Source organism: Leisingera caerulea DSM 24564 (assembly GCF_000473325.1).
In the GTDB taxonomy this organism is placed as follows: Bacteria; Pseudomonadota; Alphaproteobacteria; order Rhodobacterales; family Rhodobacteraceae; genus Leisingera; species Leisingera caerulea.
Window position 1 is genome coordinate 3,203,783 of sequence record NZ_KI421513.1, and the last position, 24,417, is coordinate 3,228,199.

Annotated in this window: 21 protein-coding genes and 1 tRNA gene; 12 read left to right on the forward strand and 10 right to left on the reverse strand. The window is 63.2% G+C overall.

The window, feature by feature from the left end; genetic code table 11:
• Positions 1–56: 56 nt before the first annotated feature.
• The 4 genes from CAER_RS0122840 to CAER_RS0122855 form a co-directional block, all read right to left on the reverse strand.
• A complete protein-coding gene (locus CAER_RS0122840; RefSeq protein WP_027237546.1) occupies positions 57–539 on the reverse strand; it encodes a hypothetical protein in 483 nt (160 codons plus the stop codon).
• Between the two features lie 159 nt (positions 540–698).
• A tRNA-Gly gene (locus CAER_RS0122845) sits at positions 699–772 on the reverse strand.
• Positions 773–848: 76 nt separating this feature from the next.
• Positions 849–2,897, reverse strand: coding sequence for an ASKHA domain-containing protein (locus CAER_RS0122850; protein WP_027237547.1), 2,049 nt, complete (start codon positions 2,895–2,897; stop codon positions 849–851).
• A gap of 142 nt (positions 2,898–3,039) precedes the next feature.
• On the reverse strand, positions 3,040–4,206 hold the full coding sequence (locus tag CAER_RS0122855; protein ID WP_027237548.1) for a CaiB/BaiF CoA transferase family protein: 1,167 nt from the start codon (positions 4,204–4,206) through the stop codon (positions 3,040–3,042).
• A 184-nt stretch (positions 4,207–4,390) separates the two neighbouring features.
• On the opposite strand from CAER_RS0122855, the gene guaB reads away from it, so the two are divergent.
• The 3 genes from guaB (at position 4,391) to CAER_RS0122870 (ending at position 9,460) form a co-directional block, all read left to right on the forward strand.
• Positions 4,391–5,839 carry an IMP dehydrogenase gene (gene guaB / locus CAER_RS0122860; protein WP_027237549.1) on the forward strand — a complete coding sequence of 483 codons (1,449 nt, stop codon included), beginning with the start codon at positions 4,391–4,393 and terminating at the stop codon, positions 5,837–5,839.
• Between the two features lie 36 nt (positions 5,840–5,875).
• Positions 5,876–7,048: an RsmB/NOP family class I SAM-dependent RNA methyltransferase gene (locus tag CAER_RS0122865; protein ID WP_027237550.1), complete on the forward strand. Its 1,173-nt coding sequence runs from the start codon at positions 5,876–5,878 to the stop codon at positions 7,046–7,048.
• A 96-nt stretch (positions 7,049–7,144) separates the two neighbouring features.
• Positions 7,145–9,460, forward strand: coding sequence for an ATP-binding response regulator (locus CAER_RS0122870; protein WP_027237551.1), 2,316 nt, complete (start codon positions 7,145–7,147; stop codon positions 9,458–9,460).
• A gap of 54 nt (positions 9,461–9,514) precedes the next feature.
• Here CAER_RS0122870 and CAER_RS0122875 read toward each other — a convergent pair whose 3' ends face one another.
• Positions 9,515–10,114, reverse strand: a complete 600-nt coding sequence (locus tag CAER_RS0122875) for a hypothetical protein (protein WP_027237552.1) — start codon at positions 10,112–10,114, stop codon at positions 9,515–9,517.
• 193 nt (positions 10,115–10,307) lie between these two features.
• On the opposite strand from CAER_RS0122875, the gene recA reads away from it, so the two are divergent.
• The 3 genes from recA (at position 10,308) to CAER_RS0122890 (ending at position 14,550) form a co-directional block, all read left to right on the forward strand.
• Entirely contained in the window at positions 10,308–11,375 is a 1,068-nt protein-coding gene (gene recA / locus CAER_RS0122880; protein WP_027237553.1) for a recombinase RecA, read from the forward strand.
• 157 nt (positions 11,376–11,532) lie between these two features.
• Positions 11,533–14,184 (forward strand): alanine--tRNA ligase, encoded by a 2,652-nt coding sequence (alaS, locus tag CAER_RS0122885; RefSeq protein WP_027237554.1) that lies wholly within the window; start codon positions 11,533–11,535, stop codon positions 14,182–14,184.
• A gap of 78 nt (positions 14,185–14,262) precedes the next feature.
• Positions 14,263–14,550, forward strand: a complete 288-nt coding sequence (locus CAER_RS0122890) for a DUF1330 domain-containing protein (protein WP_027237555.1) — start codon at positions 14,263–14,265, stop codon at positions 14,548–14,550.
• Positions 14,551–14,695: 145 nt separating this feature from the next.
• Here the strand turns inward: CAER_RS0122890 and typA are convergent, their stop codons facing one another.
• A complete protein-coding gene (gene typA / locus CAER_RS0122895) occupies positions 14,696–16,516 on the reverse strand; it encodes a translational GTPase TypA (protein WP_027237556.1) in 1,821 nt (606 codons plus the stop codon).
• A 94-nt stretch (positions 16,517–16,610) separates the two neighbouring features.
• Entirely contained in the window at positions 16,611–16,946 is a 336-nt protein-coding gene (locus CAER_RS0122900) for a DMT family transporter (RefSeq protein ID WP_027237557.1), read from the reverse strand.
• Positions 16,947–17,195: 249 nt separating this feature from the next.
• Between CAER_RS0122900 and CAER_RS0122905 the strand changes: the two genes are divergently transcribed.
• Entirely contained in the window at positions 17,196–17,978 is a 783-nt protein-coding gene (locus CAER_RS0122905) for a class II glutamine amidotransferase (protein WP_027237558.1), read from the forward strand.
• Positions 17,979–18,002: 24 nt separating this feature from the next.
• Here CAER_RS0122905 and CAER_RS0122910 read toward each other — a convergent pair whose 3' ends face one another.
• From CAER_RS0122910 to CAER_RS0122920, 3 genes are read right to left on the reverse strand one after another with little or no spacing between them, the layout of a single operon-like run.
• Entirely contained in the window at positions 18,003–19,172 is a 1,170-nt protein-coding gene (locus tag CAER_RS0122910) for an HD domain-containing protein (protein WP_027237559.1), read from the reverse strand.
• Positions 19,169–19,411: a hypothetical protein gene (locus tag CAER_RS0122915; protein WP_027237560.1), complete on the reverse strand. Its 243-nt coding sequence runs from the start codon at positions 19,409–19,411 to the stop codon at positions 19,169–19,171. The genes CAER_RS0122910 and CAER_RS0122915 overlap by 4 nt, the downstream gene beginning before the upstream one ends.
• Positions 19,411–20,064 carry an alpha/beta hydrolase gene (locus tag CAER_RS0122920; protein ID WP_027237561.1) on the reverse strand — a complete coding sequence of 218 codons (654 nt, stop codon included), beginning with the start codon at positions 20,062–20,064 and terminating at the stop codon, positions 19,411–19,413. Before CAER_RS0122920 ends, CAER_RS0122915 begins: the two co-directional genes overlap by 1 nt.
• A 187-nt stretch (positions 20,065–20,251) precedes the next feature.
• Here CAER_RS0122920 and iscR point away from each other — a divergent pair, with 187 nt between their 5' ends.
• From iscR to CAER_RS0122945, 5 genes are all read left to right on the forward strand, one after another.
• A complete protein-coding gene (iscR, locus tag CAER_RS0122925; RefSeq protein ID WP_027237562.1) occupies positions 20,252–20,710 on the forward strand; it encodes a Fe-S cluster assembly transcriptional regulator IscR in 459 nt (152 codons plus the stop codon).
• Between the two features lie 129 nt (positions 20,711–20,839).
• Complete coding sequence (locus CAER_RS0122930) at positions 20,840–21,883, forward strand: cysteine desulfurase family protein (protein WP_027237563.1); 1,044 nt, start codon at positions 20,840–20,842, stop codon at positions 21,881–21,883.
• 14 nt (positions 21,884–21,897) lie between these two features.
• A complete protein-coding gene (gene sufB, locus CAER_RS0122935) occupies positions 21,898–23,421 on the forward strand; it encodes a Fe-S cluster assembly protein SufB (protein ID WP_027237564.1) in 1,524 nt (507 codons plus the stop codon).
• A 38-nt stretch (positions 23,422–23,459) separates the two neighbouring features.
• A complete protein-coding gene (locus CAER_RS0122940) occupies positions 23,460–23,774 on the forward strand; it encodes a YbjQ family protein (RefSeq protein WP_027237565.1) in 315 nt (104 codons plus the stop codon).
• Positions 23,775–23,791: 17 nt separating this feature from the next.
• The gene (locus CAER_RS0122945) at positions 23,792–24,394 is read left to right on the forward strand and encodes a hypothetical protein (RefSeq protein WP_036797543.1); all 603 of its coding nucleotides are present in this window, start codon (positions 23,792–23,794) and stop codon (positions 24,392–24,394) included.
• Positions 24,395–24,417 lie beyond the last annotated feature (23 nt).

Here is a 24,417-nt window from a genome sequence, read left to right on the forward strand (position 1 = left end):
GCGCTGCCCGGGAAGCCGCCCCGGTCAGCGCTGGCAGGTACACCCCGCGCAGCCCCTCAGGGCATCGTCACGTTGCTGGTGATGGTGTTCACGAACTTGCCTGTTTCCGGGTCGGTCAGGGACGAAAACGAGCCGCCGCCCTTTGCATCAGCCCACGGGCCGCTGCCGCCGCTCAGGGTCCAGCTGCCTGTCAGCGCGCCTGATTGGTCCATGCCTTCGGCGTCCCAGTGCAGCACGACCTTTTCACCTGCACCGTCAGTAAAGGCGCAGATGCCGCCGCCCTCGACCTCGCCAGAGGCGACCTCAACCGCTCCGAAGCAGGGGCCCGCGGCGCCGTTCATCGGATGCTCAGCCTCTTCCATTTTCACATTCTCATAGGAACTGCTGATCTGCATCACCATATGGCCTTCGGCAATCTGGTTGACGGAACTGGTGGAGATGCCGGTGCCTTCGCCCGGCTGATCCCAGGTCGTGCCGGCCAGTGCGGCTCCTGCGCCGAATGCACATAGCAATGCCGCGGTCAAACAATAACGTGTCATACTGATACCCTCCAAACCATGCCGCCTGCACCTTGCTGGCGTGCGATATCAGTTTAGCACACTTCGGCCTGCGCCGCGCGGCGAGCATCCCGCGGCCGGGCGAGGACTGGCGCACGGTCAGGTAGGCTGTGGTTAAGCTGTTGATATGTTGGAAGATTTTGGAGCGGGTAGCGGGAATCGAACCCGCGCGTTCAGCTTGGGAAGCTGACAGGCTACCATTACATCATACCCGCCTGTGAAGAGCAGGATTATGCTGCAGCGCCAAAGAGGTCAAGGGCGCTGCAGCGGAAATTTCCGGGCCTTTTCGGATCAGCCGCGGCGGCGGCGGCGGCGGCCTCCGCCAGCGCCTTCGCTGTCTCCGCCGCCGGTGTTGAAGTTCACCTGCGGCAGGGTCACCACGGTTTCCAGGATCGGGAAGGGTTCTGCCGAGTTCGGGATCGCCGAGGCGTTCACGAAATGCTCCTGGAAGCGGGGCTCGACGGCAGTTTCGATCTTCTCAATCCGCCGAACGGTTTCCTCGATCTCGCTGCGCGCTTCGGTGTTCAAGAGCGCGATGCGGGCGCCGGTGCCTGCGGCGTTGCCAGCCGATGTGACTTTCTCCAGCACGCAGTCGGGGATCATGCCCAGCACCATCGCGTGCTTGGCAGAGATGTGCGCCCCGAAGGCCCCGGCCAGCACGACGCGGTCCACGGTGTCGACGCCGAACTTGTCCATCAGCAGGCGCGCGCCGGAGTAGAGCGCCGCCTTGGCCATCTGGATCGCCCGGATGTCGGGGTTGGTGACGGTGATGGTCGGCCCGCCCTCAGCAGAGCCATCCCACAGCAAATAGGCGTTGGTGCGCCCGTCCTGAATGCAGCGTGAAGAACCGGTCTGTTCCGCCGAGCCGATCAGGCCGGAGGCATCCAGCACACCGGCCAGGCGCATTTCGGCAATCGCCTCGATGATGCCGGAGCCGCAGATGCCGGTAATGCCGGTGGTGGCGATGGATTCGGCAAAGCCGTCCTCGTCCGACCAGACATCAGAGCCGATCACCCGGAAGCGCGGTTCCTTGGTTTCCGGGTTGATCTCGACCCGCTCAATCGCGCCGGGCGCGGCGCGCTGGCCGCTGGAGATCTGCGCGCCCTCGAACGCGGGGCCGGTGGGGGAGGAGCAGGCCAGCACCTTTTCCTTGTTGCCCAGCAGGATCTCGGCGTTGGTGCCGACGTCGACGACCAGCACCAGATCCTCGGATTTGTCGGGCGCCTCCGACAGCGCCACCGCGGCGGCATCTGCGCCGACGTGGCCCGCGATACAGGGCAGCAAGTAGACACGGGCGGCGGGGTGGATGTTCAGATCCAGCTCCGCTGCGCGCAGTGCCAGCGAATTGGACGTCGCCAGGGCAAAGGGCGCCTGGCCCAGCTCAAACGGGTCGATGCCCAGGAACAGGTGGTGCATCACCGGGTTGCAGACAAAGACCGCATCCACGATCAGCGCCTTGTCGATCTCCGCCTCAGCCGCGATCTGGGTGAACAGCGCGTTCATGCCCTCGCGCACCGCGCGGGTCATTTCCTGGTCGCCGCCCTTGTTCATCATCGAATAGGACACCCGGCTCATCAGGTCTTCGCCAAAGCGGATCTGCGGGTTCATGATGCCGGAGGAGGCCACGACCTCGCCGGTTTGCAGATCGCAGAGATGCGCGGCGATGGTGGTGGAGCCGAGGTCGACCGCCAGGCCGTAGATCGAGCCTTCGTAGAAGCCGGGCCAGATGTGCATGATCTTGGGCGGGTGGTTTGCATCGCCCAGGTGCACGGCGACGGTCACCTTCCAGCCGCCTTTGCGCAGGGCAGGCTGCAGCACGCTCAGGATGTGCAGGTCGGTCTTAACCCCCTTTAAGTTCCACTGCGCTTCCAGGGCCTCAATCAGCCGCTCCATATCGCCGGTGGGCTTGTGCATGTCGGGTTCTTCCACCTCGACATAATACAGCCGGGTGGAGGGGTTCATGGTGATGTCGCGGGCCTCGGCGCGCTTGCGCACCACCTGGCGGTGGACCTGGCTTTCCGGCGGCACGTCGATCACGACGTCGCCCTGCACGGTGGCCTGGCAGCCCAAGCGGCGTCCGTCGATAAGGCCGCGCTTGTCCTTATAGCGCTGCTCGACCTTGTTCCATTCGCTCAGCGCGCCCTCCTGCACGGTGACGCCGTGCTTGGGAAACTCGCCATAGGAGGGCGTGATCTGGCACTTGGAACAGATGCCGCGGCCGCCGCAGACCGAGTCGAGGTCGACCCCCAGCTGCCGGGCGGCGGTCAGGATCGGCGTGCCGGCGGGGAAACGCCCGCGCTTTCCGGAGGGGGTAAACACAACGAGGGGTTCGTCAGTCATGCCTGTGGCCTTCTCATTCCGCAATTTAGGCGGAGCATATGGGCTTTTGCGGCAAGCGAAAGGCAATGGGCGGCATTTTCCCGTCTGCTGGCGCCATTTTTGGATATTTGATGACTTTAGGATGCGGGTTTGGGAGCGCCCGTCAGGTGGCCTGCTGCCGCTCAACCTTCTCCAGCCACGCCAGAATCTGCGCCCGGCTGCCGTCGAGTTGAGGCGCAGGGGGGCGGGTTGCGGGGTCCGGCAGGCCGCTCATCTTAATCGGATTGCCAGCTGACAAATATTCGGGGCGGCCATCATTGCCCAGAACATCCACGACCATGTTGCGGGCCAGGATCTGGGGATCCTGAAGCACCTGATCGACGGTCTGGATCGGCCCGGTGGGAATGCCGGCCTCTGTCAGCAGCGCGATCCAATGAGCCTTTGACTGCTCAAGGGTTACCGCCTCGATCAACCGTTTCAAAAGGCGGGCGTTGTCGCAGCGGGCGGGGTTGGTGGCAAAGCGGGCGTCCCCGGCCAGCGGCAGCTGCAGCACATCGCACAGCCGGGTGAACAGCGCGTCATTACCAGCCGCAATCACAAACAGCCCGTCGGAGGCGTGAAAGGTCTCAAACGGGGTGATCGAGGGATGCCGCGCGCCGGAAGGCTGCGGCGCTTCGCCGGTCACCGAGGTGATGGCGATGGCGTGTTCCAGCAGCGCCAGCTGGCTGTCGAGCATGGCCACGTCGACGAATTTGCCTTCACCGGTTTTCTGCACGTCAAGAAGTGCCGCCAGGATGCCGTGCCCCAGGAACATGCCCGCCACGATGTCGCCGATCGAGGCGCCGACCCGCACCGGCTCCCGGTTCTTTTCGCCGGTGATCGACATCACCCCGCCGCGGGCCTGGACCACCATGTCATAGGCTGGTTTCAGGGCATCCGGCCCGCTGTGGCCGAAACCGGAGACGGCACCGTAGATCAGCCGCGGAAACTGCGCGTGCAGCGCATCCCAGCCGTAACCCAGCCGCTGCATCACCCCGGGTCGGAAGTTTTCCAGCAGCACGTCAGCCTGGGCCAGCAGCCGCTCGAATATGGCGCGGTCCTGCGGCGCCTTAAGGTCCAGCGCGATGCTTTCCTTGCCGTGGTTGATGGTGGCGAAGTACGCGCTTTCGCCGTCTTTGAACGGCGGGAAGGCGCGGGTGTCGTCACCGCCTCCGGGGCGCTCCACCTTGATGACCCGGGCGCCCAGGTCCGACAGGATCATGGAGCAGTAGGGGCCGGCCAGCACATGGGTGAGGTCCAGGATGGTAGTGTTTTCCAACGGTCGGGTCATGAGCAGTCCTGTTCGCGGTCCGGTGCGGCACAGTCCTAACGTTCCTGTGAAACAGGTCCTTGATGCAAGTCAGGAAAAGCCGGGTTTTCTGCACTGCAGGAATTCTTGCCCTCTGCCTCTTTTCCCCCGGCCGGTTCTGTGCCATAGGGTCACCGCCAAACGGGGTTATGCATGGGGATGACAAATGCAGATTCGTGAGGCTCTCACCTTTGATGATGTTCTTTTGGTGCCGGGCGCGTCCAGCGTTCTGCCCAACACCGCCGACACCCGCACGCGGGTGACGCAGTCGGTGTCTCTGAACATCCCGCTGCTCAGCTCGGCGATGGACACTGTGACCGAATCCCGCATGGCGATCGCCATGGCGCAGGCCGGCGGCATGGGGGTGATCCACAAGAACCTGAACACCGAAGAGCAGGCCCGCGAAGTGCGCCGGGTGAAACGCTTTGTCTCCGGCATTGTTTACAACCCGATTACCCTGACCGCCGATCAAACCCTGGCCGACGCCAAGGCGCTGCAAGAGCGCTACCGGGTCACCGGCTTTCCGGTGGTGGACGGCTCCGGCCGCGTTGTCGGCATCGTCACCAACCGCGACATGCGGTTTGCCTCTGATGACAGCACGCCGGTTTCGGTCATGATGACCTCTGACAATCTGGCGATGCTGCAGGAGCCTGCGGATCTGGAAGAAGCCAAATCACTGATGAAGGCGCGCCGGATCGAAAAGCTGCTGGTCTCCGACAAGGATGGCAAGCTGACCGGTCTTCTGACCCTGAAGGACACCGAACAGGCGGTGCTGAACCCCACCGCGTGCAAGGATGAACTGGGCCGCCTGCGCGTGGCTGCTGCCAGCTCGGTCGGCGACAGCGGCTTTGCCCGCTCCGAGGCGCTGATTGACGCGGGTGTTGATATCGTTGTGGTCGATACTGCCCATGGCCATTCGGCGGGTGTGATCGACGCGGTGAAGCGGATCAAGGCGCAATACAGCGGCGTGCAGGTGATCGCTGGCAATGTTGCCACCGCAGAAGCCACCCGCGCGCTGATCGACGCGGGCGCGGACGCGGTCAAGGTCGGCATCGGCCCGGGCTCGATCTGCACCACCCGCATGGTGGCAGGTGTCGGGGTGCCGCAGCTGACCGCGATCATGGATTGTGCAGGTGCTGCAGGAGACATCCCGGTTATTGCCGATGGCGGCATCAAGTTCTCCGGCGACTTTGCCAAGGCCATCGCGGCGGGTGCTTCCTGTGCCATGGTCGGCTCGATGATTGCCGGCACGGATGAGTCCCCTGGCGAGGTGATCCTGTATCAAGGCCGCTCGTTCAAATCCTACCGCGGCATGGGGTCGATGGGCGCGATGGCGCGCGGCTCTGCCGACCGCTATTTCCAGAAAGACGCCGCCAGCGACAAGCTGGTGCCGGAAGGGATCGAGGGCCAGGTGCCGTATAAGGGCGGCGCCGGTCCGGTGGTGCACCAGCTGGTTGGCGGCCTGCGTGCCGCGATGGGCTATACCGGTTGTGCCACCGTTGATGAAATGCGCAAGAACTGCAACTTTGTCCGCATCACTGGCGCCGGTCTGAAGGAAAGCCACGTCCACGACGTGCAGATCACCCGCGAAGCGCCGAACTACCGGGCGGGATAAGCTGATGATGGCCGCATGTGAAATTGGGGCAGGGGCATGACCCCCGCCGCCCGCCTGCAGGCGGCCATTGAAATCCTCGACCAGGTGCTGGCGGGGGAGCCTGCGGAAAAGGCGCTGACCTCCTGGGGGCGGCGCAGCCGTTTCGCGGGCTCCAAGGACCGTGCCGCGGTGCGGGATCATGTGTTCACCGCGGTGCGCTGCTTGCGGTCCCATGCCGCCCTGGGCGGCGCTCGCAGCGGGCGGGGGCTGATCCTTGGCGCCCTGCGCGAGGCCGGGGAGGACCCGGATGAAGTGTTCACCGGCCAGGGCCACGCGCCTGCACCGCTGAGCGCGGCGGAACGGCAGCTGCCGCCGCCAGCGGAAGGGGCGGAGGCGCTGGATATCCCCGATTGGCTTTGGCCTAAGTTTCGTGCCAGCCTCGGCCAGGACGCCGAAGCCGCCGCGAGTGCCTTGCGCAGCCGGGCGCCGGTGCATCTGCGGGTGAACACGCCCAAGGGCACCTTGCAGCAGGCGCAGGACGCTTTGGCCGCGGACGGCATTGCCACCCGGCCGCATCCCGCGGCGTCCACCGCGCTGGAAATCACCGAAGGCGCCCGGAAGCTGCGCAATGCCAAGGCCTATTCGGACGGCCTGGTGGAGCTCCAGGACGCCGCTAGCCAGGCAGTGGTTGAGCAGCTGCCGCTGGAGGATGGCATGTCCGTCCTCGATTACTGTGCCGGCGGCGGCGGCAAAAGCCTTGCCATGGCGGCCCGCGCCCGGATCCGCCTGAACGCCCATGACGCCGATCCCAGGCGGATGAAGGACCTGCCGGAGCGGGCTGCGCGGGCAGGCGCCCCGGTGACACTGCTCTCCTCTGCGGATGTTGAGCGCAAAGCCCCCTTTGATCTGGTGCTGTGCGATGTGCCCTGTTCCGGGTCGGGATCCTGGCGGCGGGCACCTGAGGGTAAATGGCGGCTGACGCCGGAGGGCTTGCGCGCGTTGCAGGAAACCCAATCGGAAATTTTGCGCAGGGCGGCCGACCTCACCGCGCCGGGCGGCACGCTGGCCTATGCGACATGCTCTATGCTGCAGGCAGAAAACACTCAGCAGGTTCAAGCCTTTACCGCGAATAACCCTGAGTGGTCGCTGGCGGCAGAACAAAGCTGGAAGGTGCAGGATGGCACCGATGGCTTTTATGTTGCCGTGTTGACGCGCGCAAAAGGCGGTTGATAGGGTCGCGGCCGGGAAACCCTTTGTTTTTCTTAACGTGGTTTTAACCAAAGCCGCCGCGTTATGGCGTCACCAAGCACTGACCATGGAGCCGTAATGTCCGGTCGCCAAGAGACTTCCGTTCCGGAACTGCGCGTTTACGCGCCCGAGCATGCCCGGCTTGCCGCGACGCTGCTGCTGGCCTTGATGCTGATGTCCGGCCCCTGGCTGCTTGCGCTGCCCGACTGGATGAGCCGCGGGTTTATCATGGTGGGGCTGACGCTGGCGGCGGTGGCGGGGCTGATGGTGGTCCAGACCCGGATGCGGCTGAACGCGCGGGCGATGGCGGCAGAGCTGCTGACCGGCTTCATCGAAAAAGATGCCACCCCCAGCTTTGTCACCGATGACGACGGGGTGATCCACGCCTGCAACGGCGCCGCGGCAAAGCGGTTTCAGGATGGCAGCCGGGACACGCTGTCGGGCACGTTGCGCTCGATCCTGGCTAACCCCTCTGCCGTGCTGTACCGGCTGCAAAGCCGCGCCCGCGTCGATGGTGCCGCGCGCGAAGATATCGTGACCCGGCGCGGCCATGTCCGGTTGGCGGTGCACCAGATGACTGGCGGCAGTTTCCTGTGGCGGGTTGAAGATATTCAGGACCGTGGCGGCAATAGCCGCGGCGCGGAGTCGATGCCGGTGCCGATGATTACCGTAGGCCGCACCGGCGCTGTCCTGTTCATGAACGAGGCGGCCCGTAAGCTGATCGGCGAACGGGTGAAATCCACCGACCGCCTGTTCCCTGCGCTGCCGGTTCTGCCGGGGCGGATCAACACGCTCAGCACCAAGAACGGTCCGGTGCAGGTTCTGGTCAGCGAAAACAACCGCACCCAGGGCCGCAGCGAGCTGTTCCTGATGGAAGTGGACGAAGGCGGGCTGGACGCGGCGCAGGCCGGGCTGGAGGCCTTGCCGGTGCCTTTCCTGAAGGTGGCGCCGACCGGCGAGATCCTGACCACCAACCGGATGGCCCTGCGCCTGCTGGGGGTGGAAAGCTGCGCCAATCTGAAACTTGGACAGCTGATGGAGGGCCTTGGCCGCCCGATGTCCGATTGGCTGCGGGATACCGCTGACGGGCTGGCGCCCAACAAATCCGAATTTCTGCGCCTGTCGCGCTCGGACAAGGAGGTTTTTGTCCAGGTCACCCTGACCCGCGTGGTCGAAGAAGGCACCCCGGTGCTGATTGCGGTGCTGAACGACGCGACCGAGCTGAAGACGCTGGAAGCGCAGTTCGTGCAAAGCCAGAAGATGCAGGCGATCGGCCAGCTGGCGGGCGGTGTGGCGCATGACTTCAACAACCTGCTGACGGCGATTTCCGGCCATTGCGACCTGCTGCTGCTGCGCCACGATCAGGGCGATCAGGATTATGGCGATCTGATTCAGATCCATGAGAATGCCAACCGTGCGGCCTCGCTGGTCAGCCAGCTGCTGGCGTTCTCGCGCAAGCAGACGCTGCAGCCGGAAATCCTGGATGTGCGCGACACGCTGTCGGATCTGACCCATCTGCTGAACCGCCTTGTGGGCGAAAAGGTCACGCTGACCCTCAGCCACGATCCGGTGATGAAATCCATCCGCGCCGACAAGCGGCAGCTGGAACAGGTGCTGATGAACCTTGTGGTGAACGCGCGCGATGCGATGCCGCAGGGCGGTGAAATCCGGGTGGAGACCGAGGTGCTGTCGCTGGACAAACCGCTGGAGCGGGACCGCGCCACCGTGCCTGCCGGCGATTGGGTCACTGTGAAGGTTTCGGACGAAGGTGTCGGGATCGCGCCCGACAAGCTGCAGAAGGTGTTTGAACCCTTCTACACCACCAAGCGCACGGGCGAGGGCACCGGCCTGGGCCTGTCCACGGCTTACGGCATCATCAAACAGACCGGCGGCTATATTTTTGTCGACTCGGTCAAGGGGCACGGCACCCAGTTCACGCTGTTCTTCCCGGTCTTCAAGCAGCAGGCGGATGCGCTGGCCGTCGAAAAGCCTGCCGAGGCGGAGGACAAGACCGCTGCCAACCAGCATGGCGAGGGCGTGGTGCTGCTGGTCGAGGACGAGGCGCCGGTGCGGGCCTTTGCCTCCCGCGCGCTGCGGATGCGCGGCTATACTGTGCTGGAGGCAGAGTCGGCCGAGGATGCGCTGCGCACGCTGGAGGATCCCGGCCTGACGGTGGATGTGTTTGTCACCGACGTGGTGATGCCTGGCATGGATGGCCCCAGCTGGGTGCGCGAAGCGCTGAAGGAGCGGCCCGATACCCGTGTGGTCTTTGTGTCCGGTTATGCCGAAGGCGCCTTTGGCGAGGCGCAGCCGGAGGTGCCGAACTCGGTCTTCCTGCCCAAGCCTTTCTCTTTGAACCAGCTGACCGAAACGGTGCACGCCCAGCTGCACTGAGCCGCGGGCAGCAGCTGGAAAAAACAAGCCGCTGGGTCCGGCGGCTTGTGTCTTTCAGCTAACCGGGATCGACTGGTACATCTCGAACTCCGCCGCCCGTTTGCGCCGCAGCCGCGCCTCTGACTCGGGACACACCGGCAGCTCAACCACCGGGCTGACGTTCTTGCGCTCCAGGTGCAGTTCTATGTCCAGCCGCTGTTCCAGGAAAGTTTTCAGCCCGTTCTGGTCCTCATACCGGAACAGATGGCTGACTTTGCAGCCGTTTGGCTGCGCTTCCAGGAACTTTGCCTGGCTGCCGACATTGGCATAGGCGGGGGGCTTGCCCTTGCAGCAGGCGTGCAGGAAGTCGTCGAAAGTTACACCCTTGCTCGAGTTCGGCTTGCCGTCCAGCGCGGGCCGCTGGCGGTAGCGGTACCAGCTGCCCAGCCAGCTGACCGGCTCCCGCATCACAGCTGCAACCTCCAGTTCCGCGCCGCAAACCTTTTCATACATCGGCCGGATCCAGCGGTTGTAACGGTAGAGCGGCGCGTGCTTCAGCTCCGGCGGGCCGGAAATCACCAGATCGGCCCGGTCGCGCAACGCTGCCTGGAAAGCGGTGGTGCCGGTCTTGGGAACGGACAGAAGCGCCAGCCGTTCCTTGAAAAATATCATCATTCCGTTAACTGCCCGGTAAAAATTCTTGCTCGGCCTTATCCATAAACCTCTCTTTAACATCCTGCCCCTGATGTGGGTACATCAGTTTTACTGTTGCAATGTTCCCGGTTTGATCTCATAAGGAACAAGAGGTGAACAAAGCAGTGATTGCCGCACGCCCCGGTGTGTGACAGATAGAAAGGGACAAGGGACTATGGCGGATCTTTTGACCATGAAAAATAAAGTAAGCGGTGACAAGCAAAAGGCGCTCGACAGCGCGCTTGCCCAGATTGAGCGGCAGTTCGGCAAGGGCTCCATCATGAAGCTCGGCGATGGCACAGCCCTGCAGGAGATCGAGGCCAGTTCGACCGGCTCCCTGGGGCTTGACATCGCGCTGGGGATCGGCGGCCTGCCGATGGGCCGGATCATCGAAATTTACGGGCCCGAAAGCTCGGGCAAGACCACGCTGACGCTGCATTGCATTGCGGAACAGCAGAAAAAGGGCGGTGTCTGCGCCTTTGTCGACGCGGAACACGCGCTGGACCCGCAGTATGCGGCCAAGCTGGGCGTCGATCTGGATGAGCTGTTGATCTCGCAGCCAGATACCGGTGAGCAGGCGCTGGAAATCACTGACACGCTGGTGCGTTCCGGCGCGGTCAACATGGTGATTGTCGACTCGGTGGCGGCATTGACCCCCAAGTCGGAGCTTGAGGGCGATATGGGCGACAGCAGCGTCGGCGTGCAGGCCCGCCTGATGAGCCAGGCGATGCGCAAGCTGACCGGCTCCATCAGCCGCTCCAAGTGCATGGTGATCTTCATCAACCAGATCCGCATGAAGATCGGCGTGATGTTCGGCTCCCCCGAAACCACCACCGGCGGCAACGCGCTGAAATTCTACTCCTCCGTCCGCCTGGATATCCGCCGCATCGGCGCGATCAAGGACCGGGACGAGGTGGTCGGCAACTCCACCCGCGTCAAGGTCGTCAAGAACAAGGTGGCGCCGCCGTTCAAGCAGGTGGAATTCGACATCATGTATGGCGAGGGCATCTCCAAGATGGGCGAACTGCTGGACCTGGGCGTGGCGGCCGGTGTCGTCAACAAGTCCGGCGCCTGGTTCTCTTACGGGGATGAGCGGATCGGGCAAGGGCGGGAGAACGCCAAGGTGTTCCTGCGCGAAAACCCTGCCATTGCCTATGATATCGAGGACAAGATCCGCGCGTCGCACGGGCTGGAATTCGAACGCCCGGATCTGGACGGCGCCGACGATATCCTTGAGGCCTAAGCGCCGGATAATCTGATCAAATCTCAAGAACATGAGGGCGTGGCGCAGGCCGCGCCCTTTTTCATGGGCGCCGCCGCTTCCCGCTGTAGACAGTGCCCCGGCAGGCGGGTAAACCTGCCCGGAACGCTTGTTTTTAAGCCCGCAAGAGATCCCGCATATGCCGACGCTCAACGATATCCGCTCTACCTTTCTGAACTACTTTGCCAAACAGGGGCATGAGGTCGTCGACTCCAGCCCGCTGGTGCCGCGCAACGATCCGACGCTGATGTTCACCAACTCCGGCATGGTGCAGTTCAAAAACTGCTTCACCGGGGTGGAAACGCGCGACTACAAACGCGCGACATCGTCGCAGAAATGCGTCCGCGCAGGCGGCAAGCACAACGACCTAGACAACGTGGGCTATACCGCGCGCCACCACACGTTCTTTGAGATGCTCGGCAACTTCTCCTTTGGCGATTACTTCAAGGAAGAGGCGATCCCCTTTGCCTGGGAGCTGATCACCAAGGAATTCGATATTCCGAAGGACCGGCTGTACACCACCGTCTATCACACTGATGACGAGGCCTTTGAAATCTGGAAGAAGATGGGCGTGCCGGAGGACCGGATCATCCGGATCGCAACCTCCGACAACTTCTGGCAGATGGGCGACACCGGCCCCTGCGGACCCTGCACCGAGATCTTCTATGACCACGGCGACCACATCTGGGGCGGCCCTCCGGGCTCGCCCGAGGAAGACGGCGACCGCTTTATCGAGATCTGGAACCTCGTCTTCATGCAGAACGAGCGCTTCGCCGACGGCACCATGGTGGACCTGGACATGCAGTCCATCGACACCGGCATGGGGCTGGAGCGGATTGCGGCACTGCTGCAGGGCACCCACGACAACTACGAAACCGACCTGTTCAAGGCGCTGATCGAAGCCTCGGCGAATGTCACGAACACCGATCCGTTCGGCGACCAGAATGTGCATCACCGGGTGATCGCCGATCACCTGCGGTCCTGCTCGTTCCTGATTGCCGAGGGCGTGCTGCCGTCGAACGAGGGCCGCGGCTACGTTCTGCGCCGGATCATGCGCCGCGCGATGCGCCACGCATCGCTGCTGGGCGCCACCGATCCGGTGATGCACAAGCTGGTGCCGTCGCTGGTTCAGAAGATGGGCGCGGCCTATCCGGAGCTTGGTCAGGGCCAGGCGCTGATCGAAGAGACCTTTGAGCAGGAGGAAACCCGTTTCCTCAAGACCCTGGACCGTGGCTTGAAACTGCTGGACGAAGCCTCTGCCGATCTGGGGCAGGGCGACGTGCTGCCGGGCGAGACCGCTTTCAAACTGTATGACACCTACGGCTTCCCGCTCGACCTGACGCAGGACGCGCTGCGGGTCAAGGAAATTGAAGTCGACACCGACGGCTTTGACGCTGCCATGAAAGCGCAGAAGGAGCAGTCCCGCGCTGGCGGCATCGGGCTGGGTGAAGCCGCGGACGTGAAGGTCTACTTCGACATTCTGGACGCCGTGGGTCCGACTGATTTCCTGGGCTATGAGACCGAGAAGGCCGAAGGCCAGATCGCGGCCATCGTCAAGGACGGTGCACAGCTGCAATCCGCGTCCAAGGGCGAGACGGTTCAGATCATCCTGAACCAGACGCCGTTCTATGGCGAAGCCGGCGGCCAGGTGGGCGACACCGGGGTGCTGACCGTGGAAGGCGGCGCAGCCCGCATCACCGACACCAAGAAGGTGGAGGGGCTGTTCCTGCACATCGCCGAGGTGACCGAGGGCGAGGTAGCCGCCGGGCAGGGCGCGACGATGGAAGTGGACCACGACCGCCGCAGCAAGATCCGTGCCAACCACTCCGCCACGCACCTGCTGCACGAAGCGCTGCGCAACGCATTGGGTGAACATGTGGCGCAGAAGGGCTCGCTGAATGCTGCTGACCGTCTGCGCTTTGACTTCAGCCACAACAAGGCGATGAGTGCTGATGAGCTGGCCAAAGTCGGTGCGGAAGTGAATGATTTCATCCGCCAGAACACGCCGGTCTCCACCCGGATCATGACCCCGGATGATGCGCGCGATCTGGGCGCCCAGGCGCTGTTCGGCGAGAAATACGGCGACGAGGTCCGCGTGGTCTCCATGGGCCGTGCGCCAACCGGCAAGGGCCATGACGGCGACACCTACTCGATTGAGCTGTGCGGCGGCACCCATGTGAAGCAGACCGGCGACATCGGCACCTTCGTGATTCTGGGCGACAGCGCGTCTTCGGCCGGCGTCCGCCGGATTGAGGCGCTGACCGGTGCGGCAGCTGTTGAGCATCTGGAGCGCGAAGCGGGCCGCATGGCTGAGGTTGCTGGCGCGCTGAAGGCGCAGCCTGCAGAAGTTCTGGACCGCCTCAAGGCGATGATGGATGAGCGAAAGGCGCTGCAGAATGAGATTTCCAATCTCAAGCAGCAGATCGCCATGGGCGGTGGTTCCGGCGGCGGTGCCGAGGCTAAGGAGGTGAATGGCAAGAAGTTCCTGGCCCAAGCGCTGCAGGGCGTTTCCGGCAAGGACCTGCGCGGTCTCATCGACAAGCACAAACAGAACATCGGGTCCGGTGTAATCCTGCTGATCGCCGAGGATGATGGAAAGGTGGCCGTGGCCGCCGGCGTGACCGACGATCTGACCGGCGAAGTCTCTGCCGTGGACGTACTGAAAGCCGCGGTTCCGGCTGTTGGCGGCAAGGGCGGCGGCGGCCGTCCGGACATGGCCCAGGGCGGCGGCAAGGACTTCTCCGGCGCTGAGGAAGCCATCAAGGCCGCGGAGGCCGTGCTGGCTGGCTGACCATTTGGTCAAAAAACACTTGGTCTTTCCGGCAAACTGCCTAAGCTGCCGGAAAGATCATAATACTGGGAGGCTCCGATGCCCGCGCTTTGGATTGCACATGTGACCGTCACCGATGCCGATGCCTATGGCAAATACGCTGAACTGGCAGGCCCGGCCATTGCCAAGCATGGCGGCGAGTTCATCGCCCGCGGCGGCCGGTTCGTGCAGCTGGAGGGCACGGAGCGCCCGCGCAACGTGGTGGCCCGGTTCCCGAGCGTCGAGGCGGCTGTCGATTGTTATCACAGCCCGGAATACCAGGAAGCGCTGGACCACGCGCGCGGCGCCTCCGAGCGGGAGCTGATGGTGGTGGAGACCAGCGAGTAAAGGCTGGTGCTCGTGGCGGCTCTGCCGCCTTTTTTGAGTATTTTCGGGAAAGATGAAGGGGCGCCTTGGGTGCCCCTTTTTGCTGTGCGGCAGTGCAGGCCCGCCGCAAGAAAAAGGCGCCCGAAGGCGCCTTTTCCGGTTTGGGTCAGCTTGCGGCCTTGGACATCCGCTTGCGCTCATGCGGGTCCAGATAGCGCTTGCGCAGGCGCACGCTGTTCGGTGTCACCTCAACCAGTTCGTCGTCGTTGATGTAGGCAATCGCTTCTTCCAGAGAGAGCGTCATCGGCGTGGTCAGGCGCACGGCCTCGTCAGTGCCGGAGGCGCGCACGTTGGTCAGCTTCTTGCCCTTCAGCGGGTTCACTTCCAGATCGTTGTCACGGGAGTGTTCCCCGATGATCATGCCGGTGTAGACGTCAGCCTGGGCACCGATCATCATCTTGCCGCGCTCTTCCAGGTTCCACAGCGCGTAAGCAACCGACTGGCCGTTTTCCATCGAGATCAGCACGCCGGCACGGCGGCCCGGGATCGAACCCTTGTGCGGTGCCCAGCCGTGGAACACGCGGTTCAGCACGCCGGTGCCGCGGGTGTCGGTCAGAAACTCGCCGTGATAGCCGATGAGGCCGCGCGACGGCACATGTGCAATGATGCGGGTCTTGCCTGCGCCTGCCGGTTTCATCTCCACCAGCTCACCCTTGCGGGCGCCGGTCAGCTTTTCGATCACCGCGCCGGAGTATTCGTCGTCCACGTCGATGGTGGCTTCTTCGATCGGCTCCATGCGGACGCCGTCGACTTCCTTCATGATCACCTGCGGGCGGGAGATCGACAGCTCGAACCCTTCGCGGCGCATGTTTTCGATCAAAACACCCATCTGCAGTTCGCCACGGCCCGAAACCTCAAACGCCTCGCCGCCGGGGGTATCGGCGATCTTGATGGCGACGTTGGATTCAGCCTCTTTCATCAGACGGTCGCGGATGACGCGGGACTGAACCTTTTTGCCGTCACGGCCGGCCAGGGGGCTGTCATTGATGCCGAAGGTCACGGTGATGGTGGGCGGGTCGATCGGCTGGGCGTCCAGCGGTTCGTCCACGGCCAGAGCACAGATGGTGTCAGCCACAGTGGCCTTGGCCATTCCGGCGATGGACACGATGTCGCCTGCCTGGGCTTCTTCGATGTCCTGCTGGGCCAGGCCGCGGAAAGCCTGAATCCGGGTGACGCGGAACTGCTCGATTTTCTGGCCCATGCGGGTCAGCGCCTGCACGGTGGCACCTACTTTGAGGGTGCCGGATTCGACGCGGCCGGTCAGAAGGCGGCCCACAAACGGGTCGCTGCCAAGCGTGGTCGCCAGCATCCGGAAGTCGTCGTTCTGACGCTTGATCTGCTTGGGTTCCGGCACGTGGTTCACAATCAGGTTGAACAGCGCGTGCAGATCCTTGCGGGGGCCGTCCAGCTCCGCGTCGGCCCAGCCGTTGCGGCCGGAGGCGTACATGTGCGGGAAGTCCAGCTGGTCCTCATTTGCATCCAGAGACGCAAAGAGGTCAAAGCATTCGTCCAGCGCGCGGTCGGGTTCGGCATCGGGCTTGTCGACCTTGTTCAGCACCACAATCGGGCGCAGGCCCAGGGCCAGCGCCTTGGAGGTCACGAATTTGGTCTGCGGCATCGGGCCTTCGGCAGCGTCCACAAGCAGCACCACGCCGTCGACCATCGACAGGATCCGCTCCACCTCGCCGCCGAAATCGGCGTGGCCGGGGGTGTCAACGATGTTGATCCGGGTGCCGTTCCACTCGACCGAGGTGGGTTTGGCAAAAATAGTGATGCCGCGCTCGCGCTCAAGATCGTTGCTGTCCATGGCGCGTTCCGCCACAGCCTGATTTTCGCGGAAGGCGCCGGATTGTTTCAGCAGCTCGTCAACCAGGGTGGTTTTGCCGTGGTCAACGTGAGCAATGATCGCAATGTTGCGCAAGTCCATGACGTTCGCCTTTGTAAGGAAGTTGGGCCGCGCATAGCCCGAACCCCGCGCAAAGGCCAGAGGAAAACCGCCCTGAGGCGTTTTCTAGCGCGGATCAGTGGCCGGAGGACTTGGAAAACAGATGGATGATGACGATCCCGGACATGATCAGCACCATTCCGATGACCGCGGGCAGGTCCAGCTTTTGCCCGAAGACAAAAAACGCAATCACCGCAATCAGCAGGATGCCGAGACCGGACCAGATGGCATAGACAACCCCCACCGGCATGAATTTGAGCGTCAGCCCCATCATGTAGAAGGAGAAGGCATAGGCCACCAGCACGATCAGCGACGGCCCAAGCCGGGAAAACTGCTGGCTGGCCTGCAGCGCTGTGGTGCCGATGGTCTCTGCTGCTACCGCAATGATCAGGTAGAAATAATGTACCGGCATCCCTGCCTCCGTTCTGCGCGCTGGCTCCCGCGGCGGCGGGCCTGTTTCCCCGGTACCGTATCCGCAGCCTTCAAGGAAGTCCCGATGCGTCACCGGCTGACGCTTTTACGCCTGCTGCGGCGGTGAACAGAGGACTGTGCGCGGATACACTGGACTATCAGCTGGGCAATACTTAGGAGATTATTCCGATTTTCCAGCGAAAGATAAAACGCTGATCCGATTCCCAAATGAGAGCGGAGGGACTGCCACATGTGCCGCTGGGCTGCCTATTCGGGTACCGATGTGTTCCTGGAAGACATCATTTCGATACCCGCGCATTCTCTGATTGCCCAAAGCCAGAAAGCGGCAGAGTGCAAGACGGCAACCAATGGCGACGGGTTCGGCATCGCCTGGTACGGCCAGCGCCCGGAGCCGGGCCTGTACCGCGACGTGTATCCGGCCTGGTCGGACTGCAATCTCCGGGCGCTGGTGCGGCAGGTGAAATCGGGTCTGTTTCTGGCGCATGTGCGGGCCTCGACGGGGTCCGCAACCAGCCGTAACAACTGCCACCCGTTCACCGCAGGCCGGTGGAGTTTCATGCATAACGGACAGGTCGGCGGCTTTGAGAAGTTCCGCCGCCACGCCGACATGTGCATACCGGATGAGCTGTATGAGCACCGCAAAGGGGCGACCGACAGCGAGGTGCTGTTTCTTCTCGCCTTGCAGCAAGGCCTGGATGGAGATCCGAAGGCGGCGCTGGAGCGGGCGGTTGCGCGGATGGAGGCCTTGTCCCGCGCGAGAGGAAGCACGCCGCACATGCGCCTGTCCGTGGCGATGTCGGACGGGCAGAGGCTCTATGCGGCGCGCTATTCCTCAGACAGCATTGCGCCCTCGGTCTATTACCGCTGGAGCAGCAGCATGAACGGCTGGGCCGTGGTGTCGGAGCCGCTGGAGCAGACCGGGGAAGCCTGGAACGAGCTGAAGCCGGGCGCCTTTCTGACGCTGACCGGCGAGGGGGCGGAAATACTGCCTTTTCAGCCGTTTCTGGAGTGATGTTCAGCGCGCGGGCGGCTGCTGTTACAGGCGCCCGGCCTGCCGGAACCAAGGTTCAATCTGTGACCGCACGTGGTTCCAGACCCCGGGCGTGCCGCGGCTGACCTTTGTGCCGACACGGGCCTCAAGCTGCGGCAGGGTCACGTCGTAATCGACCCAGCTGCCGCCGCCGTTCAGCAGGTTGAGCAGCACCGGCTGCACCCGGTCGATGGACTTGGCATAGACAGCATCGGCGCTTTCGGCGGCCTCGAACTCCTCCCAGATGGCGCGCATCGGCCCGCCCTGATCTAAGGGCAGCAGACCAAACAGACGGTCAGCTGCGGCTTGCTCCTCGGCTGCCAGCGCCGCGAGCGCGGCGGGATCCACCACACCGTGGATCGGTGCATCGCCTGCGTCGATTTCCACCAGATCGTGCAGCAGCAGCATTTGCAGTACCCGGTCCACATCGGCCGCATTGGCGCTGTGTTCTGACAGTACCCACGCGTAAAGCATGATGTGCCAGCTGTGTTCTGCCGAGTTTTCATGCCGCGAGCCGTCGCCCAGCTTGGACGCGCGGATTATCAGCTTCAGCTTGTCGGCCTCATTCAGGAACTGCAGGCGTTCCGTCAGGCGGCTGCAGTCATATCCGGTGTCTTCGCCCAGCAGGGCCAGCGCATGATGGAAGGCTTCCGGCAGGTCGTGCTCCAGCGCGGCGGCGCGGCCGCCGTAAAGGTTCTGGCGCACCACATCGACATGCCAGTCCAGAGGCTCAGCACCGTAAAGCGTCTGAAACACCGGCTGGCAGTGATCGACCCGCTTGGCAAACCGCGCATCCGCGGTTTGCGCCGCTTCGAACTCCTGCCACAGCGTCAGGAATTCTGCGCCCTGTTCCGCCGGCAGCATTCCGAACAGCCGGTCCGCCGCGGCCTGTTCCGACCGGGCGACGGCGTCCCAGTCCACCTCATCGGTGATCGGGTGGTCGCCCGCGTCGATTTCCACCAGATCATGCAGCAGAAGCATCCGGATGGCGCGGAAAATGTTCACCTCCGGCTCTGCGAAGGGGGCCAGCACCAGCGCATAAAGCGCCAGATGCCAGCTGTGCTCGGCTGAGTTTTCGCGGCGGCTGCAGTCCAGGATCAGGTTCTGGCGCTCGACCCGGCGCAGCTTGTCAGCTTCCAGCAGGAAGGCAAATTGCGCGTGCAGCCGGTCGCTCATGTCTCAGCCCTTGTTTCCAGCTGCGCTTGCAGCGCGGCGACTTTCTGATTGAGAAACTCGCGCGCCTTGCGTTCCGCCAGGCGCACCCGGATTTCCGTGAGGAAGGCTTCTTCGAGCGACTGGGAGGCGGCGCCAAGCACCTGGCCCACCTCCACATACAGCCGGTCCTCGCCGCTGGCGTCCTGAACTTTGAGTGTATCGACCGCCAGTTTTTGGGCCAGCGTCTCGATTGTGCTCATCAGCGGGAGGTCTCCGTCAGGCGGCGCTTAACGTAATCGGTCACGTTGCCGATCATCGTGTCCATATACGGATCCTGGAAGAAGTGGTCCGCGCCCTCGATCTCGGTGTGGGTGATGGTGATGCCCTTCTGCTCGTGCAGCTTGCTGACCAGGTTGGCGGTATCGGCGGGCGGGGCCACGCGGTCGGCGGTGCCGTTGATGATCAGGCCGGAGGACGGGCAGGGCGCCAGGAACGAGAAGTCGTACATGTTGGCGGGCGGCGCGACCGAGATGAATCCGGTGATCTCCGGGCGGCGCATCAGGAGCTGCATGCCGATCCAGGCGCCAAAGGAGAAGCCCGCAACCCAGCAATGCTTGGAGTTGGAGTTCATCGACTGCAGGTAATCCAGCGCCGAGGCGGCATCGGACAGCTCGCCCACGCCCTGGTCGTATTCGCCCTGGCTGCGGCCGACGCCGCGGAAGTTGAACCGCAGTACGGTGAAGCCCATGTTGTAGAACGCATAGTGGAGGTTGTAGACCACCTTATTGTTCATGGTGCCGCCGAACTGCGGATGCGGGTGCAGCACGATGGCGATCGGGGCGTCTTTTTCTTTTTGCGGGTGATAGCGGCCTTCGAGGCGGCCTTCGGGTCCGGGAAAGATGACCTCGGGCATGGGCGGTTTAAATCCTAATCTCGTTTTCGGGTCTGCCGGCAGAATACTTGACGGGTTCCGTCAGGCATCTTAGAACGGTTCTAATCAAGGGCGCAGGCCGGGGCCGAACACCGTCAGGCTGAGATACGCACAGACGCGGGCAAGGTCAATGTTTTCGCGTGGCTGTCCTGATTTCGAGGAGACATAGATGAAGCTTTCCACCAAGGGGCGCTATGCCATGGTCGCGCTGGCCGACATTGCGCTGCAGACGCAGAGCGATCTGGTGCCATTGGGCGATATCTCCAAGCGTCAGGATATCTCCTTGCCGTATCTTGAGCAGTTATTTGTCAAATTGCGCCGCGCCGGGCTGGTTGAATCCGTGCGCGGCCCCGGCGGCGGCTACCGGCTGGCCAAGCCGGCCTCGGAAATCCGGGTTGTCGATGTGCTGTCCGCCGTAGATGAAACAGTGGATGCCATGCACAAAGGGGCAGGCGCCTCCGGGGCGCTGTCCGGCAGCCGGGCGCAGTCGCTGACCAACCGCCTGTGGGAGGGCCTCAGCGCGCATGTTTATGTGTTCCTGCACCAGACCCGCCTGTCGGATGTGATCAAGAATGATCTGGCGCCGTGCCCGGCGGTGCCAAGCCTGTTCGCGGTTGTCGATGACTGAGGCGGAGCGGAAACCGCTCAGAGTTCTTTCTTCAAAAAGCGTATATTGCGCGCGGAAGCGGCGGGAAGGCTTTGCGAAACGGATCTGCGCAGCGTATGAGACGGCAGCGATCCGCAAAAAGATGCATCCATGAAACGTGTTTATCTCGATCATAACGCCACCGCCATTCTGCGTCCCGAAGCACGGGCTGCGATGATTGCGGCGATGGATGTCTGCGGCAACCCGTCTTCGGTCCATGCCGAGGGCCGGGCTGCCAAGGCGCTGGTGGAAAAGGCGCGGGCGCAGGTGGCGGCCGCTTTTGGCGCGGATGGGGCGGATATCGTGTTCACCTCCGGCTCGACCGAAGGCGCGGCGCTGGCGCTGGCCGGCCGCGGCCTGCATGGTGCGCCGGTGGAGCATGACGCGGTGCGCGCCTGGACGGTCGAGGATCTGACTGTAGGTTCAGACGGTGCGGTGGGCATCACTGATCCCGCCGCGTCAACCTTGCAGTTGGCCAACTCGGAAACGGGGATTGTGCAGCGCCTGCCGGAAGGGTTGGCCGTCACGGATGCGACCCAAGCCTTCGGTAAACTGCCGGTGGCGTTCAACTGGCTGGGTGCCCGGATGGCGCTGATTTCGGCGCATAAACTGGGCGGCCCCAAGGGCATAGGTGCCGTGGTGATGAAGCGCGGCACAGAACTGCCTGCGCAGATCAAGGGCGGCGGCCAGGAAATGGGGCGCCGCTCCGGCACCGAAAATGTCATTGGAATCGCGGGCTTCGGCGCCGCAGCTGAAGCGGCTGGCAAAGATCTGGCCAATGGCGTCTGGGACAGGGTTGCGGAACTTAGAAATATTCTAGAAAAGGCGCTTGTGTCTGGCGCAAGCCATACTATTTTTGTCGGGAAGGATCAGAAGCGGCTGCCGAACACCCTGTGTTTCGCAACGCCGGGCTGGAAGGGCGAGACCCAGGTCATGCAAATGGACCTGGCGGGATTTTCCATCAGCGCCGGCAGCGCCTGTTCCAGCGGCAAGGTGCGCGCCAGCGCGGTTCTGACCGCCATGGGATACGACGAGGCCACGGCACAAGGCGCAGTGCGCGTGTCGCTGGGGCCTCAGACAACGGAAGACGACGTGCTGCGCTTTGCCGATGCGTGGCTGCAAAAAGAAAAGAAACATCGCGCCCGTGCAGCGTGAGTGAGGAGATGACAATGGCCGCTTTGGACCAGACCCAAGTCAAGGAAGGTGTTGACCAGGAAACCGTGGACGCAGTCCGCGAGGTAGGCGGCGCTTACAAATACGGCTGGGAGACCGATATCGAGATGGAATACGCCCCCAAGGGGCTGACCCCGGATATCGTCCGGCTGATCTCGGAGAAAAACGAAGAGCCGGAGTGGATGACCGACTGGCGGCTGGCGGCCTATGAACGCTGGCTGCAAAAGGAAGAGCCCGACTGGGCGATGGTCGATTACCCTGAAATCGACTTTCAGGACCAGTATTACTATGCCCGGCCCAAGTCGATGGAAACCAAGCCCAAATCGCTGGATGAGGTCGATCCCAAGCTGCTGGCGACCTACGAAAAGCTGGGTATCCCGCTGAAAGAACAAATGATTCTGGCCGGCGTCGAGGGCGCAGGCGAGACCCCGGAGGAAGGCCGCAAGGTCGCCGTGGATGCGGTTTTCGACTCCGTCTCCGTTGGCACCACCTTCCAGAAAGAGCTTAAGGAAGCGGGTGTCATTTTCTGCTCGATCTCCGAGGCGATCCGCGAACACCCTGAGCTGGTGAAGAAATACCTGGGCTCGGTGGTTCCGGTTTCCGACAACTTCTATGCGACCCTGAACTCCGCCGTGTTCTCTGACGGTTCGTTTGTCTATGTGCCGCCGGGCGTGCGCTGCCCGATGGAACTGTCGACGTATTTCCGTATCAACGCGGAAAACACCGGCCAGTTCGAACGCACCCTGATCATCGCGGACAAGGGCTCCTACGTCTCCTACCTCGAAGGCTGCACCGCGCCGCAGCGCGACACCGCGCAGCTTCACGCCGCAGTGGTGGAAATCATCATCGAGGAAGACGCCGAGGTAAAATACTCCACCGTCCAGAACTGGTACCCGGGCGATGAGAACGGCAAGGGCGGCATCTACAACTTCGTGACCAAACGCGCCGACTGCCGCGGCGACCGTGCCAAGGTGATGTGGACCCAGGTGGAAACCGGCTCTGCCGTGACTTGGAAATACCCCTCCTGCATCCTGCGCGGCGACGACAGCCAGGGCGAGTTCTACTCGATCGCGATCACCAACAACATGCAGCAGGCCGACACCGGCACCAAGATGGTGCACCTGGGCAAGCGCACCAAGTCGCGCATCGTGTCCAAGGGGATTTCGGCGGGCAAGGCGCAGAACACCTACCGCGGTCTGGTGTCGATGCACCCGAAAGCCAAGGACAGCCGAAACTACACCCAGTGCGACTCGCTGCTGATCGGCGACAAGTGCGGGGCGCACACGGTTCCTTACATCGAGGTCAAGAACAACTCCTCCCGCGTGGAGCATGAGGCGACCACCTCCAAGGTGGACGACGACCAGCTGTTCTACTGCCGCCAGCGCGGCATGGATGAGGAAGAGGCAGTGGCCCTGGTGGTCAACGGCTTCTGCAAGGACGTGCTGCAGGCGCTGCCGATGGAGTTCGCCATGGAAGCGCAGCAACTGGTTGCGATCTCGCTGGAAGGGTCTGTCGGCTGATGGCAGGCCCTTGGGCATCACCGCAAGGAGGCAAGAGCATGATCGTCACCACTACAAACTCCGTCGAAGGCTACCAGATTTCCGAATACAAGGGCATCGTGGTGGGCGAGGCGATTATGGGCGCCAATGTGGTGCGGGATGTTTTTGCCCAGATTACCGACATTGTCGGCGGCCGTTCCGGCGCCTATGAAAGCAAGCTGCAGGACGCGCGCGAAACCGCGCTGGCAGAGCTGGAAGACCGCGCCCGGGCCAAAGGCGCCAACGCCGTGGTCGGAGTTGATCTGGATTACGAAGTGGTCGGGCAATCCATGCTGATGGTTTCGGCCAGCGGCACCGCAGTGGTGCTGGGCTAGGCGGCCGGGAGTTGGACATGGCAAAGGACGAGCAGCTGATTGAGCGCCCGGCGCTTACCCTGCCGCCGGAAGAGGCGGAGTGGGTGTGCAGCCATTACCAGGATGCAAAGGTCATCCTGGAGTATGGCAGCGGCGGATCGACCGTGCTGGCGTCTGAGCTGAGCGGGAAGAAGGTCTTTTCCGTCGAGTCCGACAAGATGTGGTACCGCATGATGAAGCGGTACCTGCGTCAGGCCGGGGCCAAGTCCGAGGTGCATCTGCACCACGCCAATGTCGGCAAAACCGGCAAGTGGGGGCGGCCGCTGAACAATGATATGTGGCGGCGGTTCCACCAGTATCCGAATTCCGTCTGGGATCTCGACACCTTCGAGGCGCCGGATCTGGTTCTGATAGACGGCCGCTTCCGGGCGGCTTGCTTTCTGACCGTCATGCTGCGGACGGAGCAGCCTGTCACTGTGCTGTTTGACGACTACGCGGGGCGGGCGCTGTACAAGCAGGTCGAAAAATGGGTGAAGCCGGTTGAAATCCGCGGCCGCATGGCCCGGTTTGAGCTGCTCCCCGATGAACTTCCGCGCCGGGATCTGACCCAGATCCTGACGCTTTACACCAAAACCTTCTAGGCGCCGACGGCTGCCGGAACAGT